This is a genomic window from Nitratidesulfovibrio sp. SRB-5 (assembly GCF_019931275.1).
Taxonomy (GTDB): Bacteria; Desulfobacterota; Desulfovibrionia; order Desulfovibrionales; family Desulfovibrionaceae; genus Cupidesulfovibrio.
In genome coordinates, this window is the sequence record NZ_JAIOTY010000001.1 from 1,002,812 (window position 1) to 1,018,698 (window position 15,887).

Here is a 15,887-nt window from a genome sequence, read left to right on the forward strand (position 1 = left end):
CCATGAAGAAGATCGAGGCCATCATCAAGCCGTTCAAGCTGGATGCGGTGAAGGACGCGCTGATCGGCATAGGGGTGTTCGGGCTGACGGTGACCGAGGTGCGCGGCTATGGGCGCCAGCGCGGCCACGTGGAAACCTATCGCGGTCTGGAATACGAAGTGCAGTTCAATTCCAAGCTCAAGATCGAAACCGTGGTGCCCGATGGCATGAGCGACCAGGTGGTGAAAGCCATCACCACCGCCGCCCGTACCGGCAGCATCGGCGACGGCAAGATATTCATTTCTTCCCTTGAAGAGGTGATCCGCATCCGCACCGGCGAAGAAGGCACTGACGCCATCTGATAGTTGCCTTGCACACCCGAACAGCCGCGAGGCAAGCAGGACCGACGGGGCCGCCAGTTGTTGGCGGCCCCGCTTTGCGTCGGGAATGGGGGGCACGCGGGACGCAACGGGCATTCCTGCTGGTGGTGTTGGCGGTGCCGGACGTTGCCCCGGCGGCAGTGCCGGCCAGGTCGGCGTGCCGCCGTCCGGGGTAAGCGCTTGACAGCAGGGGCAGGGCAGGGCAAGGGAGGCGTCACCCGCAACGGGAGCAGGAAGATGCGCCGCAAGGCTGGCCGCATCCGCTCCGGCTCCGCAACCCGCAGGAACCCACGTGCGCACCGCAGACTCCTACCGCAAGGTCTTTCCCGTCACCTGGGAACAGCTTCACCGCGACGCCAAGGCGCTGTCGTGGCGGCTGCTGGAGAAAGGGCCCTGGACCGGCATCATCGCCATCACCCGCGGGGGGTTGGTGCCCGCCGCCATCATTGCCCGTGAAGTGGGGGTGCACCTCATCGACACGGTGTGCATCACCAGCTACAAGTGGCAGGATCAGTCCAGCCGCCTGGAAGTGCTGAAGGGCGTGCAGGGCGACGGCGAAGGCTGGCTGATGGTGGACGACCTGGTGGATACCGGTCGCACGGCCAAGGCGGTGCGCGAAATGCTGCCCAAGGCCCACTTCGCCACCGTGTATGCCAAGCCCGAAGGGCGCCCCCTGGTGGACACCTACATCACCGAAGTCAGCCAGGATACATGGATTCTTTTTCCGTGGGACTCGGAGGTGCAGTACGTGCAGCCCCTTGTCAACCAGCGGGAAGCGGGCTAGAAATCTCTTTTCCGCATCAGCGTCGGCCTGCCGCCAGCAAGGCGTCAGGTTGCGATCCCTTGTACATTGGCGGACGGGTGCCCCCGTTCGCAGTCGCATGCCGTTCCATTCACCAAGCCCCGAGGAGGCTCCCGATGCGCAAATCCGTATCCGCGATGTTGCTGGTTGCCGCCATGCTGCTCATGGCCGCCCTGACCGGCTGCGGCGAAGACAAGAAGCCTGCCGAGGCCCCCAAGGCCGAGCAGAAGCCCGCCGCCGCCGCGCCCGCCCCTGCTGCCCCCGCAAAGGAAATGCAGGTCGGCTTCGTCTACGTTTCGCCCGTGGGCGACGTGGGCTGGTCGTGGGCCCATGACCAGGCCCGCAAGGCCATTGCGGAAATGCCCGGCGTGACCACCTCGTTCGTGGAATCGGTGCCCGAAGGCGCCGATGCCGAACGCGTCATCCAGAACATGGCGCGCAAGGGCTACGACATCATCTTCACCACCAGCTTCGGGTACATGGATCCCACGCTGAAGGTGGCGGAGCAGTTCCCCAACATCACCTTCATGCATTGCTCGGGCTACAAGACCGCGCCCAACATGAGCAACTACTTCGGGCGCATGTACCAGGCCCGCTACCTGACCGGCATGGTGGCCGGCGCCATGACCAAGTCGAACATCCTCGGCTACGTGGCGGCCTTCCCCATTCCCGAGGTGATTCGCGGCATCAACGCCTACACCATGGGCGCGCGCGCCATGAACCCCAAGGCCGAAGTGCGCGTGGTGTGGACCAAGACCTGGTACGACCCCGCCACCGAAAAGGAAGCCGCCAAGAGCCTGCTGGACGTGGGCGCCGACGTCATCGCCCAGCATCAGGACTCCCCCGGCCCGCAGGAAGCCGCCCAGGAACGCGGCGTGTACTCCGTGGGCTACAACTCGGACATGAGCCAGTTCGCCCCCAAGTCGCTGCTGACGTCCGCCATGTGGAACTGGACCCCGTTCTACAAGGACGTGGTGGAAAAGGTCCGCAAGGGTGAATGGAAGTCCGGCGCCTTCTGGCCCGGCATCGAAACCGGCATCGTGGGCATTGCCCCCTACGGCGACATGGTGCCGCAGGACGTGCGCTCCAAGGTGGACGCGCGCAAGGCCGAAATCGTGGCGGGCACCTACAAGGTGTTCTCCGGCCCGGTCAAGGACCAGAACGGCGCCGTGCGCGTGCCCGAAGGCCAGGTGCTTTCCGATCAGGACATGCTGGGCATGACCTGGTTCGTGGAAGGCGTGGTCGGTTCCACCCAGTAGCCGCGTCCAAGAACCGGAGCCCCCTGTCCATGTTCCTACCCAGAGTCGTGAAACGGCAGGAGCCCCTTCAATGGGGCTCCTTTTTCATTTTCGCGGTGGCCCTCGTCGTATCGCTGGGGGTCAGCTGCGCGTTGCTCGCCGTGCACGGCAAGCCGCCGCTGAAGGCGCTGGCGGTATTGTGGTCGGGCGGTTTCGGCGGTCCCTTCGCGCTGGAAGACACGCTGCTGAAGTCCATCCCCATCTTCCTGTGTTCGCTGGGGGTGGCCGTGTCGTTCCGCATGCAGGTGTGGAACATCGGCGCCGAAGGGCAGTTCGCCCTGGGCGCCGTGGGCGCCACGTGGGCGGTGCTGGCCTTTCCGGGCCTGCCCATGTGGGCCATGATGCCGGTGATGTTCCTGTGCGCCGCCATCGCGGGCGGGCTGTGGGCGGCGGTGCCCGCCGTGCTGCGCCTGCGCTTCGGCATGAACGAGATCATCTCCACGCTGATGTTCAACTACATCGGCATCCTGTTCCTGCAATTCCTGGTCTACGGGGTATGGAAGGATCCGACCAGCTTCGGCTTTCCCATGACCCCCATCTTTCCCAAGGCCGCCATCATCGGCCCCATAGCCCCGGCCACCCTGGGCCGGGTGCACTGGGGGCTTGCGGTGTGCGCGGGCGTGGCCGTGCTGCTGGCCGTGTTCCTGAAGCGCACCCGCCTCGGCTTCGAACTGCTGGCCGGGGGCGAAAACCCTCGCGCCGCCCGCTATGCCCGCATGCCCTACAACCTGCTGGTGCTGCTGGTCATGTCGCTGTGCGGCGCACTGGCGGGCTTTGCCGGGTGCATCGAAACATCGGCCACGGTCAACCGCCTGCAACCCAGCATCATGGTGGGCTACGGCTACACCGCCATCGTGGTGGCCTGGCTGTCGCGTCTGCGCGTCAGCTCCATCGCCTGCTTCGCCTTTCTGCTGGCGGGGCTGCGCGTGGGCGTGGAACACCTGCAACTGGACTTGCAGGTGCCCGCCGCCTTCGGGGGCATTCTTGAAGGCATGATCCTGCTTTCGGTGCTGGCCGGGCAGTTCTTCGACCGCTACCGCTTCACGCTGAAGGGGAGGAGCTAGCATGGACATGGATACCGCGCTGCTGCTCTCCATCCTGGCCGCCACGGTGCAGTCGGGCACGCCCATCCTGTTCGCCACCCTGGGCGAAATGTTCACCGAACGTTCCGGCGTGCTGAACCTGGGTGTGGAAGGCATGATGATCGTGGGCGCGTTCAGCGGGTTTCTGGTCACCCACATCACCGGCAATCCGTGGGCCGGGGTGCTGGCCGCCGGGCTGTGCGGGGGCGGGTTGTCCCTGCTGCACGGGGTGGTCTGCCTGATCTTTCAGGGCAACCAGGTGGTGTCCGGCCTTGCGCTGACCATCCTGGGCCTGGGGCTGGCCGACTTTCTGGGCACGCCGTACGTGGGCATCACCACCACCGGCTTCCAGGCCTTCGCCGTGCCGGTGCTGGCGGACATTCCCGTGCTGGGCGCCATATTTTTCAGGCACGATGCGCTGGTCTACCTGTCGTACCTGCTGCCGCCGCTGTTCTGGCTGTTCATGGCCCGCACCCGTCCGGGGCTGGCCCTGCGCGCTGCGGGCGAACACCCCGCCGCCGCATCCGCCGCCGGTCTTTCGCCGGTGCGCATCCGCTGGTGCGGCATATTCACCGGCGGCTTTCTGGCCGGTATCGGCGGGGCCTACCTGTCGCTGGCCTACACCCACCTGTGGACCAACAACATGACTTCCGGGCGCGGCTGGATTGCCGTGGCGCTGGTCATCTTCGCCTTCTGGCGGCCTGGCCGCGCCGTGTTCGGCGCGTACCTGTTCGGCGGGGTGATGGCCCTGCAACTGCGTTTGCAGGCCATGGGGGCCAACCTGCCCTCGTCGCTTATGCTCATGCTGCCCTACGCGCTGACCGTGCTGGTGCTGCTGGCCTCGTCGGTGCGCGGTGGCGGGCGTGCCGCGCCCGCCGCGCTGGGCGTGAACATCGAGCCCGAGGAATGATGCCATGAGCGATACGCCGCATACCCCCGCCGTCGTGGCGCCGGAAACGCCCCGGCGCGCCCGCGAGACCCACGCCCACCTGCCGCCCGTGGTGCGCCTGGACGGCATCTGCAAGTCGTTCGGCAAGGTGCGCGCCAACCACGACATCACGCTGGACATCCGCCCCGGCTGCATCAAGGCCCTGCTGGGCGAGAACGGCGCGGGCAAGTCCACACTCATGTCCATTCTGGCGGGCAAGCTGCGCCAGGATGCGGGCACCATCGTGGTTGACGGCGTTCCCACGGTGTTCGCCTCGCCGCGCGATGCCCTGCGCGCGGGCATCGGCATGGTCTACCAGCACTTCATGCTGGTGGATTCCATGACCGTGGCCGAAAACGTGCTGCTGGGCCAGTCGCCCGACATGCTGTTGCGCCCCGCGCGCATGCGCGACGAGGTGGCCGCCCTGGCCGAACGCTACGGCCTGGCCGTGGACCCGGCGGCCCGCGTGGGCGGCCTGTCCATGGGCGAGCGGCAGCGGGTGGAAATCCTGAAGCTGCTGTACCGCGACAGCCGCGTGCTGATCCTGGACGAACCCACGGCGGTGCTTACCCCGCGCGAAACCGACCAGCTGTTCGAAGCCATGTGGCGCATGGCCGACCAGGGCAAGGCGCTGGTGTTCATCAGTCACAAGTTGCAGGAAGTGCTGACCGTCGCCGACGAGATCGCCATCCTGCGCCGGGGCGAGGTGGTGGACGAGTTCAGCGAGGCCGACGTGCCCAACCAGACCGTGCTGGCCAACCGCATGGTGGGCCGCGACGTGGTGTTGCAGGTGGACGCCAAGCGGCTGACCCCGGTGGACACCGTGCTGTCCGTCGAGCATCTTTCCGGCGCCGGGCTTTCCGACGTCTCGCTGCAGGTGCGGCGCGGCGAGATCGTGGCCATTGCCGGGGTGGCGGGCAACGGGCAGAAGGAGCTGGTGGAGGCCATCTGCGGCCTTGCCCGGCCCGAAGCGGGCGAGGTGCGCATTCTTGGCCGTCCGTGGCGCGAGTTTTTTGCCGGGCCTCCCGGCAGGCGTGGGCTGGCCTACATCCCCGAGGACCGGCAGGGCCTTGCCACCTGCCGCCATCTGGACCTTGTGGACAACTTTCTGCTGACCACGCGCAACCTGTTCGCCAAGGGTGTGTTTCTGGACCGCACGGAGGCCACCAATGCCGTGAAGCGGGTGGTCTGGGAGTACAACGTGCAGCCCGGCGACATCACCGCGCCCGCGCGGGCGCTTTCGGGCGGCAACCTGCAAAAGCTGGTCATCGGGCGCGAGTTCTTCCGCAAGCCGGAAGTCATCGTGGCCGAAAACCCCACCCAGGGGCTGGACATTTCCGCCACCGAGGAAGTGTGGGGCAGGCTGCTGGAGGCGCGTTCCACCTCCGGGGTGCTGCTGGTCACCGGCGACCTGAACGAGGCGCTGGAACTGGCGGACCGCATCGCGGTGATGTACCGGGGGCGGTTCATCGACGTGTTCGACAAGGACGACACGGCCAAGGTGCAGGCCATCGGCCTGATGATGGCCGGGGTGCGTCCCGATGAGGCGGACGGGCCCAATGAGCCGGATGGGCCGGGTGTGGCGGACAAGGACGTGGAGGCGGAAGCGCGGACGTAGGCCACACTCCGCAGCGTGCGGTCAATAGCAGCATGCAGTCAGCAGCATGACGAAACGGCGGGCCATCCCTGAAGATGGCCCGCCGTTTCGTCATTGGCAAGGAAGAACGGGGGCTGGGCGAAGGTGGCGCAGGCCTAGTTGGCGCAACCGCACCCGCCGCCATTGCCGCAACCGCCCGGCTTGGGCGCGGAGCCGCTGGCGCAGGCGCAACCGGGCGCGGGAACGGGCGCGGTGCTCGCGCAGCCGCAGCCTGTGGCGGCTCCGGCCCCGGCGTTGCGCGGGGTGCTGGTGAACGGGCTGCCCGCGCGCAGCTTGGGGGTGGCGGCGGACATCATCCGGGTGCCCTGGTCGCCGCAGGCGGGGCAGGCGCAGGTTTCGGCATCACGGGCGCACAGTTCCTCGAACACTGCGCCGCACCCCTGGCAGGAAAATTCGTACATGGGCATGTGTGTGACCTTTGCGTGTCGGCCGGTTTTCGACCGGCACGGTGTATGGTTGCGGTTGTAAGCAGCCGCCGAACGCGCTATTGATAGAATGCGCAAACACTCCCGCGAGGGGGCGTCGGCGTCCATGGGTACGTCCCCGAACACGCCCTTGGGCACGTCCTTGGGCATGCCGATGGGAATGTCCATGGGCCAGCCATGGAACCATCCATGGGCATCAACCATCAGCCGCCCGACGGGAACGGATTCCGCGGCGGCCCCTTTGACCAGGCATTTCAATAATCATTTCGCACCGGGACGCAAGCCGTGGCGCGAGCGTTGCGCCGCACCGGCGCCTGCATCCCATCCCAACCCCCGACCGGCACACCCGGCGACGGTCCGAAGACTCGCCACCGCGCGCGCCGGCAGCAAAGGAGCACGACATGGCAGTGAAGAAGATTCTGTTCCTGGTGGGCGATTTCGTGGAAGACTACGAAGTCATGGTGCCGTTCCAGATGTTGCTGATGGTTGGCCACGACGTGCACGCGGTGTGCCCCGGCAAGAAGGCGGGCCAGCAGGTGCGCACGGCGGTGCACGACTTCGAGGGCGACCAGACCTACTCCGAAAAGCCGGGCCACAACTTTACCCTGAACGCCGATTTCGACGCGGTGAACACGGCGGACTATGACGCGCTGGTGATTCCCGGCGGGCGCGCCCCGGAATACATCCGTCTGAACCCGCGCGTGGTCGAGATCGTGCGCGAGATGGCGGCAGCCAAGAAGCCCATCGCCTCGGTGTGCCATGGCCAGCAGTTGCTGGTGACGGCGGGCGTGATGAAGGGGCTGACCTGCACCGCGTACCCCGCCGTGAAGCCGGACATCGAGGGCGCGGGCGGCACGTGGTGCGAGGTGAATGACACGTTCACCAATGCCTGCGTGGATGGCAATGTGGTCACCGCGCCCGCGTGGCCCGCGCACCCCGAATGGATGCGCAAGTTCCTGGGGGTGTTGGGTTCGCGCATCGAACCTTAGAACCGTGCCCCTATGGCCTTTTTGCCCACTGCATGCGTCGCAATGGTTTTATATTCCGGTCGGATACGCTGAGAGTGTCCTCCCTTCATGAAAACCATCCTTCCTTGGCAGAGAACAAGAATTCTCATAGCGGCAACAGGCGCTCGCCACTGGCTTGGCGTGTCCTTTCCCTGGAAAGGTCAGGCATCGGAAGATCGAAATGCGACGTCCGGCGACACCGCCGGACGTCGCTGCATATGGCGGCGACCGCCATGGGGAGGCCGGATGGGAATGGATGCCGGAATGGGCGGGTGGAGCGGAGCCGTCGGGTTGTTCGCCAACGAGTCGCTGGAGTGGACGGGCAGGGCGGTGACCTATGCCGCGCCCGCCAGTTCCGCCGAGGGTGTGGGAACGGACGGTGATACGGTGGACTGCGAGGGGCGCCTGTTTTTGCCGGGCGGGTTCGGGGTTGCCGCTGAACAAGGGCAGCCCGGCGGCGTGCCCGGCGTATTGCTGCTGCACGAATACACCGGCCTTGGCGGCTACCTGTTCCGCAGCGCGGCGCGTCTGGTGCAGGCAGGGTATGCCGTGTTGTGCGCCGATCTGTACGGCACGGCGTTGCGCCCCACGGACGTCGGGCAGGCCCGCGCCTGTCTGCGCCCCCTGCGTGACGACAGGGCGTTGTTGCACCTGCGCGCGCGGGCCGGGCTGGATGCGCTGGCCAGCGTGCCGGGCGTGGACGCGGACCGTCTGCTGGCCATGGGGTTTTCGCTGGGCGGCGGGGCCACGCTGGAACTGGTACGTGCCGGTGCACCCCTGCGCGGCGCCGCCAGCATGTACGGGTACCTTTCGTCGTCGCTGCCGGTGGCGCCCGGCGCGGCGCATTGCCCGGTGCTGGTGCATCTGGCCGGGCACGACCATGTCATTCCGCTGCGCGACGTCGAGCCCTTTGTCCGCGAGATGTCCGCCGCCAGCGTGGATTGCCGGGTGGTGCTGCACGCGGGTGCGGGTCACGGTTTCTGCAACGCGGCGTACGGGACGGCGTTCGACGCCGAAGCGTCCTGGCACTGCCCGCTCACGGAGGCCAGGGCCTGGGACGACGTGTTGCGTTTTTTCGCGGGGTGTCTGGAGGCCCGTTGACCCCGTGGCCGGAAGCGTGACCCCGTGATCGGGGCCAAGGGCAGGCGCGGCGGTGCCGGGCGGTTGTTGCCGCAGGTCACGCGGCATCCTGCCGCTGCGGGGCTGCCCGTGGGAACGCGGTGCCGTGCCTAGAACTGCGGCATGGGCCGTTCGCGGTCGTCGGGGAACAGGCCGGGCTGGGGGGGCGTGGCCTTGCGCCGCGCGCCCAGCACGTTGGGCAGGGGTGCCGCGGCGTTGCCGCCGCTCCAGAAGTCTGCAGGGTGGCGGCCCATCCAGATGTCGGTGCGCACGGGGGTGCGCAGGTAGAGCCCGGCTTGCGGGCCGCCCTCCACGTACATCACGTCGCGGATGTCGATGGGCAGCGCCAGCAGGATGGTGGCGAAGCGCCACGCCGTCAGCGGTTCGCGGCAGTGCAGGAACAGGATGGCCCCGGTGCCGTCCTGGCCCACGGCGGCCACCGAGTACAACGGCCCGCCCTGCGGCCACAGGATGCGCCGGTTGGCCCCGATGAGCCGGTAGTTCTGCACCGCCCCTCGGTACTGCGGCAGCAGCGTTTCCCACGGGTCGGCGGTGCGGTCCAGCAGGTCGGCCTGGGGCAGGTCGGACGAGAGCGGCCCGAACACGAAGAACGCCCCCAGGTTGCCCCCGATGCGCGGGTTGTTCAGGTGCGCGCCGTTGCGCAGGTAGCCGGTGCTGGTGCGCGCGTCGGGCAGGTACATGCTGGCGTTGATCACCGCGCTCAGATCGTGGCGGCGGGCCCATTCCGCCAGCGAGAGGGCGGGGGCGCCCTCTTCCGACGTGGTGTGCAGGCTGAATTCGTAGTAGGCGGGGTCGATGCGCAGGGCCACGATGCGTTCAGGGCTGTCGGGCGCGTCGGGCGCGGGAAAGATGCCCAGTTGCAGGCCGGTGTCCAGTTCCGTCCAGCCGGGGGCCTCGTCCGCCCGCGCCGTGCCCGCCGACACCAGCAGGCCCAGCACCGCCAGCACGGCAGCCGCCTTGCGCAGGGCGCGCGTGCAGCATCCCATGCGGCGGATGCCGGACGGGGCCGGGCGTGCGGACGTGGCGGGGGGCGTTGCGGTGATGGTCATGTCGGTATGGAGGGTGTGGCTGCGGTGGGTGGCCGGTACCATGGCGGGTGCGTCATGGCGACATCCGGGCGTGGCAACGGTGCATGCGGCGGTGGGGGCGGCCAGCGCAAGCCGGACCAAGTCAGGCCGGGAAGGCCGACGGGACGGAAGACCCCCCTCTGTGCAGGCTGGCAGTGTAGGGGAAACCCTTGCGTGGCGCAACGGGCAGGTCAGCCCCGGCTGGCGCTGACCGCGAGGGTGGGGCCAGCCGGATCTGGGCCAGCCGGATCTGGGCCAGCCGGATCTGGGCCAGTCGGGGGTGGGCACCACTGGGTTGGGCACGACGGGGTTGTGCGGCCCGGACAGGACGAGCAGAAGCCGGATGCCTTGGCAACCCGTTTGGACAGTGCGGACCGGCAGTGATGGATATGTGGTGCGGCATGGTCACATTTCAATATTGACATATCAAGATAGCTTGATATAGAGTCGGTCCATCACGTGAAGCGATGGGAAAAAGGGCCGGTCATGACGGGCTTGAGCAGGCCGGGTTCGGCCAACCCCAAGCTCATCCGGACCGGAGTTCATCCGGCCCCGAATTCATCCGGCCCGGTATGCGCACCCTGCGCGCCCCGCCCCCACACGACAGCACCCGCAGACGCCAGCCCCAGGCAGCAAAGGATACGCCGTGAAGATCAGAGACCGCATCGCCGCCAGCACCCGGCCCTTTTATTCGCTGGAATTCTTTCCCCCCAAGGAGCGGGAGAACTGGCCCGGCTTTTTCGCCACCGTGGAGCGGCTGAAGGCCTTGAACCCGCTGTTCGCCTCGGTCACCTATGGGGCGGGCGGTTCCACCCAGGACAACACGCTGGAAATCACCTCGCACCTCAAGAACGTCATGGGCCTTGAGCCCATGGCCCACCTGACCTGCGTGGGCGCCACGCGCGAGCGCATCGCCGACTACCTGCGCCGCCTGCGCGAAGTGAACGTGGACAACGTGCTGGCCCTGCGCGGCGATGCCCCCAAGGGACAGGACATCGACTGGGGCACGGCGGAATTCCGCTACGCCGCTGACCTGGTGCGCTTTACCCGCAACGAACAGCCCGAAATGGGCGTGGGCGTGGCCGGGTATCCGGCGGCCCACCCCGAGTCGCCCAGCTTCGCCAGCGACCTGCGCCATACGGCGGACAAGGTCAACGCCGGGGCGGACTTCATCGTCACCCAGCTGTTCTTCGATGTGCGCGAGTATTTCGACTTCGTGGAGCGGCTGCGCGCCATGGGCGTGACCGTGCCGGTGCTGCCGGGCATCCTGCCCATCCAGAGCCTGGAGTCGGTGCGGCGCATCCTTTCGCTGTGCGGGGCCAACATCCCCGGCAAGCTGTATCTGGAACTGGACGCCGCCAACGAGAAGGGCGGGGCGGAAGCCGTGAAGGAAGCGGGCATCGCCTTTGCCCAACAGCAGATTCGCTCGCTGCTGGACGGCGGTGCGCCGGGCATCCATCTGTACACGCTGAACCGCGCCGATACCTGCCTGCGCATCGCCGAGGCCGTGGGCATGCGGTAGTTGCCGCGTGACCTGGAACGCCGCACGGTCCGCTTGACTTTCCGGACTGCTTCGGCAATACGGAAGATGTTGGTTGATTAAACAGTTCGTATGCGCCGCAGGGCACCGAAACGGCGCGACGGACCTCACCGCACTTTCAGGCGAGGCACGGCACGGATGGCACCCGCGCCGGTCCGCGCAGGGTCGGGAACATTCGGTCATGGTACCGGCTGCGCAAGAGGGCTTGCCAGTTCCCGCCCGGCGCGACGCGCCGCCGCCAGCGGTCCAAGGCCCCCGGAGCCGCCAGGTCTCCGGGGGCTTTTTCCGTGGTCCGGGCCATGTCGGGCCGTACCGGGCCATGCACCACTCCCGCCATCCTTGCCCGGTTCTGGGGCTTCCTTTCCGGTTTTCCGCCTGCTGCCTTTCCGACCCTCCGGCCCATCAGGTTGACGCACCGTGCGCAAGGCGGTAGCACGGCACCATTCCAGACCGGAGCACCCGTGAACAGCACCTCTTCCTCCCCCCCTCGCGAAGCCGAACAGCTTCCACCCGCCGGGTATTCCGGCCCTCCCGTCATCGCCCCGGCCAGCGTGCGGCGCATCCTGGTCTGCCAGTTGCGGCAGATCGGCGACGTGCTGTTGGCCACCCCCTCGCTGGAACTGCTGCACCGCCACTTTCCCGACGCGGAAGTGCACGTGCTCACCGAGCGCAAGTGCACGCCCATGCTGCAAGGCAACCCCGCCGTGCACACGGTGTGGGCCATCGACAAGAAGGACCTGGGGTCCCTTGCGCGCGAGGTGGCCTTCTACTGGCGGGTGGCGCGCTCCGGCTTTGACGTGGTGGTGGATTTTCAGCAGTTGCCGCGTTGCCGGTGGGTGGTGGCCATGTCGCGCGCGCGGGTGCGTCTGTCGTACACGCCCGCGTGGTACAACCGCTGGCTGTTCACCCACTGGGTGCGCCCGCGCGACGGGTATGCCGCCATGGCCAAGGCCAGCGTGCTGGAGCCGCTGGGCGTGCGCTGGAACGGCGAACGTCCCCGCCTGTACCTGAGCGACACGGAACGCGACACCGCGCGCGCACTGCTGGCTTCACTGGGGCTGGCAGAGGGGCAGCGGCTGGTCACCGTGGACCCCACGCACCGCCGCGCTACCCGGCGCTGGCCTGCCGCCCATTACGGCAGGTTGCTGTCACTGGCCGCCGCGCATGATCCCTCGTTGCGCTTCATGCCGCTGTTCGGCCCCGGAGAGGAGGACGACGTGCGCGCCGTGGTGGACGCCTGCGACTGCCCGGAAAAGGTGCTGATGCCGGACCGCATGCTGTCGCTGCGCGAAATGGCCGCCTGCATGGCCGAGGCCGTGCTGCACGTGGGCAACTGCTCCGCGCCGTGCCATATCGCCGTGGCCGTGGGCACGCCCACCTTCGTGGTGCGCGGGGCCACCAGCAGGGCGTGGTCGTTCCCCGCGCCGGAACATTTTCACATGGCCCTGGGGCTGGACTGCCAGCCCTGCAACCGCAACGAATGCGCCAACCCCGACCAGTTGGCCTGCCTTGTGCGCCTGACGCCGGAATCGGTGTGCCGGGCCATGCTGGATCACCTGGCAGCCGTGTCGCGCTGAAGCGGGGGGGGGGCGCCCGCAGGCATGGCGGTCACGATGACCACGCGCAGCCATGCCATCCTGCGGATTGCGCAGCGCGGTTCCGTGGCTTCCGGTGCCGCATGCTCTTGCCCGGCGGACATTCCCTGACATTATAAGGCCAAGGGTGTGTTCGGGCTTTCGTGGCGGTGGGAAAGCGGTTACAGTGCCGGAGTTGTCCTCCGGTTCGTCCGGTTCGTCCGGTTCGGTTGTGTGAGATGGGCGGGATGGACGGGATGGGCAGGATGGGCAGGATGGGCGGGGAAGTGTGGGGTGGCGGGCGTGCCGCCCACGTCGGGTTGCGTCAGGTCCGGCGCATGGCCGTGCCCGAGCCTGCATCCGACCCTGCATTCGGCTTTGCAGGTGGCGTCTAGGCCGCGTGGAGCCGGGCCATGTTTCTGCAGTGTCATGCAACTCCGGGCTGCGTGCACGTAAACATGTGGGGAATTCATGCCGCGCCACTGTCGTTTTTGTCGCCATGCAACGCAAAAACCCCGCAGCGGGTTTCCACTGCGGGGTTTCTCTTGCTCTGGTGGGCCATCAGGGACTCGAACCCCGAACCAACTGATTAAGAGTCAGCTGCTCTACCAATTGAGCTAATGGCCCAGCGCCTCAACGCGAAGGGGAAACTAAAGAGAACCCGCTCTGAAGTCAAGCGGATTTTTTCAAGGTTCTTAATATTTTTCTAAAATATGAAAAAAGAAAATAAAATCATGCATTTGAATGGTGTGTTTTTTTGCTCGCGGGTGTCTTTGGCAGTGCTTGTCTGGCTGTTTTGCGCGGCCTTTTCCCTGCATGCAGCCGATCTGTCCGTTCCGGAGGGCGGTTCGACGGGTCTTGGACCCCGCCCCGAGGTGACTGTCGAGGTCTTCAGAGAGGTCCGCGCGGGCGAGGACGGCGTCCTGGCGGTGGTCTGGCTGGAAATGCCTTCCGGGTACCATGCCTATGCCAACGACATGGACGGCAGCGGCGGCAAGGGAAGCGGCGTGGGGCTGCCCACGGTGGTCACCGTGCGCGGTGCCTCGTCCCAGGCTTCCGCGCCAGCCCGGGCCGCTGCTCCCGTCGGCACGCCCGGCATTCTGTACCCGCCGGGCCGCGAGATCATGGACCCCCTGTCTCCCGGCCAGCGGGTGCTGGTGTACGAAGGCCGCGCGCCGGTGTTCGTGCGTTTGCCGCAGGACCATCTGGACCGCGACCTGACGGCCTCGGTTTCCCTGCTGCTGTGCTCCGACCGCAACTGCCTGCCGTATCGCGGCGGGGTGGGGTTCCGCGTGGACGGTGCCGCGCTTGGCCAATTGCCCCGCGCCGACGATCAGCCCTGGATGGAACAGCTACGCACGGCGCGCCCCGGGGTGCAGGTGGCATCCGCCCGCCTGGGAGAGGACGCCGCCACGGCGGGCCAGCCTGCGCCCACGGCAGCCGGTTCGGGAGCTTTTCCCGCCGTTGCCCCGGCAGCCGTCGCGACACCGGCAAAGGGCACGCAGGATGCCCAGGGCGCGCAGGAGCAGGGGGACAGGGTAACCATTCCCTTCGGCAAGGGAGGGCGCTCCGTGCCCCTGCCGGGCATGCCAGACGCGCAGGCGGCCGCCAACGCCACGGAAGGTGCGGTGTCCGGCTCCCTGCCCGGCACCATCCACTGGAATTTCGCGCCGCGCTACCAGGTGCCCGAACTGGAGGTTTCCGGCCTGGGCAAGGCGTTGCTGCTGGGCCTGCTGGCGGGCCTGCTGCTGAACCTGATGCCCTGCGTGCTGCCGGTGATCAGCCTGAAGCTGAGCGGCTTCGTGGCCGTGGCGGGCCTGGGGGGCGACGAGGAGCGCCGGGCGCACTTCCGCGAGCACAACCTGTTGTTCGCGGCGGGGATCATGGCCTGGTTCCTGTTGCTGGCCTTCATCCTGGGCGGTGCGGGCCTGGCCTGGGGGCAACTGTTCCAGCGGCCCGGCGTGGTCATGGGGCTGCTGATGGTGGTGTTTGGCCTTGGACTGAGCATGTTCGGGCTGTTCACTTTGCCCGTGCTGGACCTGAAGGCGGTGGGAGCGGGCGGTTCAGGCCGTGCGCAGCCGTTCTTTACCGGTCTGGTGGCTACCCTGCTGGCCACCCCGTGCAGCGGCCCGCTGCTGGGCGGCGTGCTGGGCTGGGCCTTTCAGCAGCCGCCGGAGATCATGGCCTTCGTGTTCACCTCGGTGGGCATGGGCATGGCCCTGCCGTACCTGGTGCTGGCGGCCCGTCCGGGACTGGTGCGCCATTTTCCCCGGCCCGGCGCGTGGACCGGCACGCTGGAGCAACTGGTGGGCTTTTTCCTGATGGGCACCGCGGTGTACCTGCTGACCATCCTGCCTGATGCCTGGCTGATGCCCGCGCTGGTGACCCTGCTGGCTGTGGCCTTTGCCGCGTGGATATGGGGGCGCTGGGGCGGGCTTGACGCCTCGCCGCGCCGCCGGACGATGGTACGGCTGACCGCTCCGGCGCTGGTGGCGGTGGCGGTGTGGTTGGCCTTTGCCCCTTCGGCCCCGCCTGCCCGCTGGGAACCCTTTGAACCCGCCACTTTCCGGGCCATGCTGGGGCGCGAGCCGCTCATCGTGGACTTTACCGCCGACTGGTGCCCCAACTGCAAGCTGCTGGAACAGACCACCCTGTCCAGCGGGGCGGTGTCCGAATGGTCACGCCGGTATGGCGCCCGGCTGGTGCGCGTGGACCTGACGGCGGAATCACCCGAGGCCCAGGCCCTGCTGCGCTCGCTGGGCAGCAGCAGCATTCCCGTGGTGGCGCTGTTCCCCAAGGGGCTGTTGTCTGCCTCGCCGGTGGTCTTGCGCGACCTGTTCACCACCGGACAGATGGAACAGGCCCTGTTGGAGGCCTTCGGCAAGCCGAAGCAGGAGTGGGCCGATTGAGCCGTGGGCTGAGCCGTGGGCCGATTGAGCCGTGGGCTGAGCCGTGGTTGGCCGCAGGGCCGGTGAGCAGGCCTGAATGCGATGCGCCGTCCGGGGAAT

13 protein-coding genes and 1 tRNA gene are annotated in these 15,887 nt (G+C 67.6%); 11 read left to right on the forward strand and 3 right to left on the reverse strand.

Annotation, left to right across the window (positions count from 1 at the left end; all coding sequences use genetic code 11):
• Positions 1 to 2: 2 nt before the first annotated feature.
• From K6142_RS03935 to K6142_RS03960, 6 genes are all read left to right on the forward strand, one after another.
• Complete coding sequence (locus K6142_RS03935) at positions 3 to 341, forward strand: P-II family nitrogen regulator (RefSeq protein WP_015946641.1); 339 nt, start codon at positions 3 to 5, stop codon at positions 339 to 341.
• Positions 342 to 651: 310 nt separating this feature from the next.
• A complete protein-coding gene (gene gpt / locus K6142_RS03940) occupies positions 652 to 1,143 on the forward strand; it encodes a xanthine phosphoribosyltransferase (protein ID WP_015946642.1) in 492 nt (163 codons plus the stop codon).
• Between the two features lie 134 nt (positions 1,144 to 1,277).
• Positions 1,278 to 2,420: a BMP family ABC transporter substrate-binding protein gene (locus K6142_RS03945; RefSeq protein ID WP_015946643.1), complete on the forward strand. Its 1,143-nt coding sequence runs from the start codon at positions 1,278 to 1,280 to the stop codon at positions 2,418 to 2,420.
• Positions 2,421 to 2,449: 29 nt separating this feature from the next.
• The gene (locus K6142_RS03950) at positions 2,450 to 3,523 is read left to right on the forward strand and encodes an ABC transporter permease (protein ID WP_190245759.1); all 1,074 of its coding nucleotides are present in this window, start codon (positions 2,450 to 2,452) and stop codon (positions 3,521 to 3,523) included.
• Between the two features lie 7 nt (positions 3,524 to 3,530).
• Positions 3,531 to 4,451, forward strand: coding sequence for an ABC transporter permease (locus tag K6142_RS03955; protein WP_190245761.1), 921 nt, complete (start codon positions 3,531 to 3,533; stop codon positions 4,449 to 4,451).
• A 4-nt stretch (positions 4,452 to 4,455) separates the two neighbouring features.
• Positions 4,456 to 6,087: an ABC transporter ATP-binding protein gene (locus K6142_RS03960; protein ID WP_190245760.1), complete on the forward strand. Its 1,632-nt coding sequence runs from the start codon at positions 4,456 to 4,458 to the stop codon at positions 6,085 to 6,087.
• 134 nt (positions 6,088 to 6,221) lie between these two features.
• Here K6142_RS03960 and K6142_RS03965 read toward each other — a convergent pair whose 3' ends face one another.
• The gene (locus K6142_RS03965; RefSeq protein ID WP_223380755.1) at positions 6,222 to 6,533 is read right to left on the reverse strand and encodes a zinc ribbon domain-containing protein; all 312 of its coding nucleotides are present in this window, start codon (positions 6,531 to 6,533) and stop codon (positions 6,222 to 6,224) included.
• A gap of 419 nt (positions 6,534 to 6,952) precedes the next feature.
• On the opposite strand from K6142_RS03965, the gene K6142_RS03970 reads away from it, so the two are divergent.
• Positions 6,953 to 7,540: a DJ-1/PfpI family protein gene (locus K6142_RS03970; RefSeq protein ID WP_190245026.1), complete on the forward strand. Its 588-nt coding sequence runs from the start codon at positions 6,953 to 6,955 to the stop codon at positions 7,538 to 7,540.
• 270 nt (positions 7,541 to 7,810) lie between these two features.
• Entirely contained in the window at positions 7,811 to 8,659 is an 849-nt protein-coding gene (locus K6142_RS03975; protein ID WP_223290358.1) for a dienelactone hydrolase family protein, read from the forward strand.
• Positions 8,660 to 8,787: 128 nt separating this feature from the next.
• Here the strand turns inward: K6142_RS03975 and K6142_RS03980 are convergent, their stop codons facing one another.
• Positions 8,788 to 9,789 (reverse strand): phosphodiester glycosidase family protein, encoded by a 1,002-nt coding sequence (locus K6142_RS03980; protein WP_223290359.1) that lies wholly within the window; start codon positions 9,787 to 9,789, stop codon positions 8,788 to 8,790.
• A gap of 622 nt (positions 9,790 to 10,411) precedes the next feature.
• Here K6142_RS03980 and metF point away from each other — a divergent pair.
• Both metF and K6142_RS03990 read left to right on the forward strand, forming a co-directional pair.
• The gene (gene metF / locus K6142_RS03985; RefSeq protein ID WP_190245028.1) at positions 10,412 to 11,287 is read left to right on the forward strand and encodes a methylenetetrahydrofolate reductase [NAD(P)H]; all 876 of its coding nucleotides are present in this window, start codon (positions 10,412 to 10,414) and stop codon (positions 11,285 to 11,287) included.
• Between the two features lie 569 nt (positions 11,288 to 11,856).
• Positions 11,857 to 12,882, forward strand: a complete 1,026-nt coding sequence (locus tag K6142_RS03990; protein WP_190245051.1) for a glycosyltransferase family 9 protein — start codon at positions 11,857 to 11,859, stop codon at positions 12,880 to 12,882.
• A gap of 548 nt (positions 12,883 to 13,430) precedes the next feature.
• Here K6142_RS03990 and K6142_RS03995 read toward each other — a convergent pair.
• Positions 13,431 to 13,506: transfer RNA gene (locus K6142_RS03995), tRNA-Lys, on the reverse strand.
• 248 nt (positions 13,507 to 13,754) lie between these two features.
• On the opposite strand from K6142_RS03995, the gene K6142_RS04000 reads away from it, so the two are divergent.
• Entirely contained in the window at positions 13,755 to 15,788 is a 2,034-nt protein-coding gene (locus K6142_RS04000) for a protein-disulfide reductase DsbD family protein (RefSeq protein WP_223290360.1), read from the forward strand.
• Positions 15,789 to 15,887 lie beyond the last annotated feature (99 nt).

Bases quoted from the DNA above. Each gene is read 5' to 3' on its own strand.
- K6142_RS03935 (WP_015946641.1), top strand. From the start codon at position 3: ATGAAGAAGATCGAGGCCATCATCAAGCCGTTCAAGCTGGATGCGGTG.
- K6142_RS03945 (WP_015946643.1), top strand. From the start codon at position 1,278: ATGCGCAAATCCGTATCCGCGATGTTGCTGGTTGCCGCCATGCTGCTC.
- K6142_RS03950 (WP_190245759.1), top strand. From the start codon at position 2,450: ATGTTCCTACCCAGAGTCGTGAAACGGCAGGAGCCCCTTCAATGGGGC.
- K6142_RS03955 (WP_190245761.1), top strand. From the start codon at position 3,531: ATGGATACCGCGCTGCTGCTCTCCATCCTGGCCGCCACGGTGCAGTCG.
- K6142_RS03960 (WP_190245760.1), top strand. From the start codon at position 4,456: ATGAGCGATACGCCGCATACCCCCGCCGTCGTGGCGCCGGAAACGCCC.
- K6142_RS03965 (WP_223380755.1), bottom strand. From the start codon at position 6,533: ATGCCCATGTACGAATTTTCCTGCCAGGGGTGCGGCGCAGTGTTCGAG.
- K6142_RS03970 (WP_190245026.1), top strand. From the start codon at position 6,953: ATGGCAGTGAAGAAGATTCTGTTCCTGGTGGGCGATTTCGTGGAAGAC.
- K6142_RS03975 (WP_223290358.1), top strand. From the start codon at position 7,811: ATGGATGCCGGAATGGGCGGGTGGAGCGGAGCCGTCGGGTTGTTCGCC.
- K6142_RS03980 (WP_223290359.1), bottom strand. From the start codon at position 9,789: ATGGTACCGGCCACCCACCGCAGCCACACCCTCCATACCGACATGACC.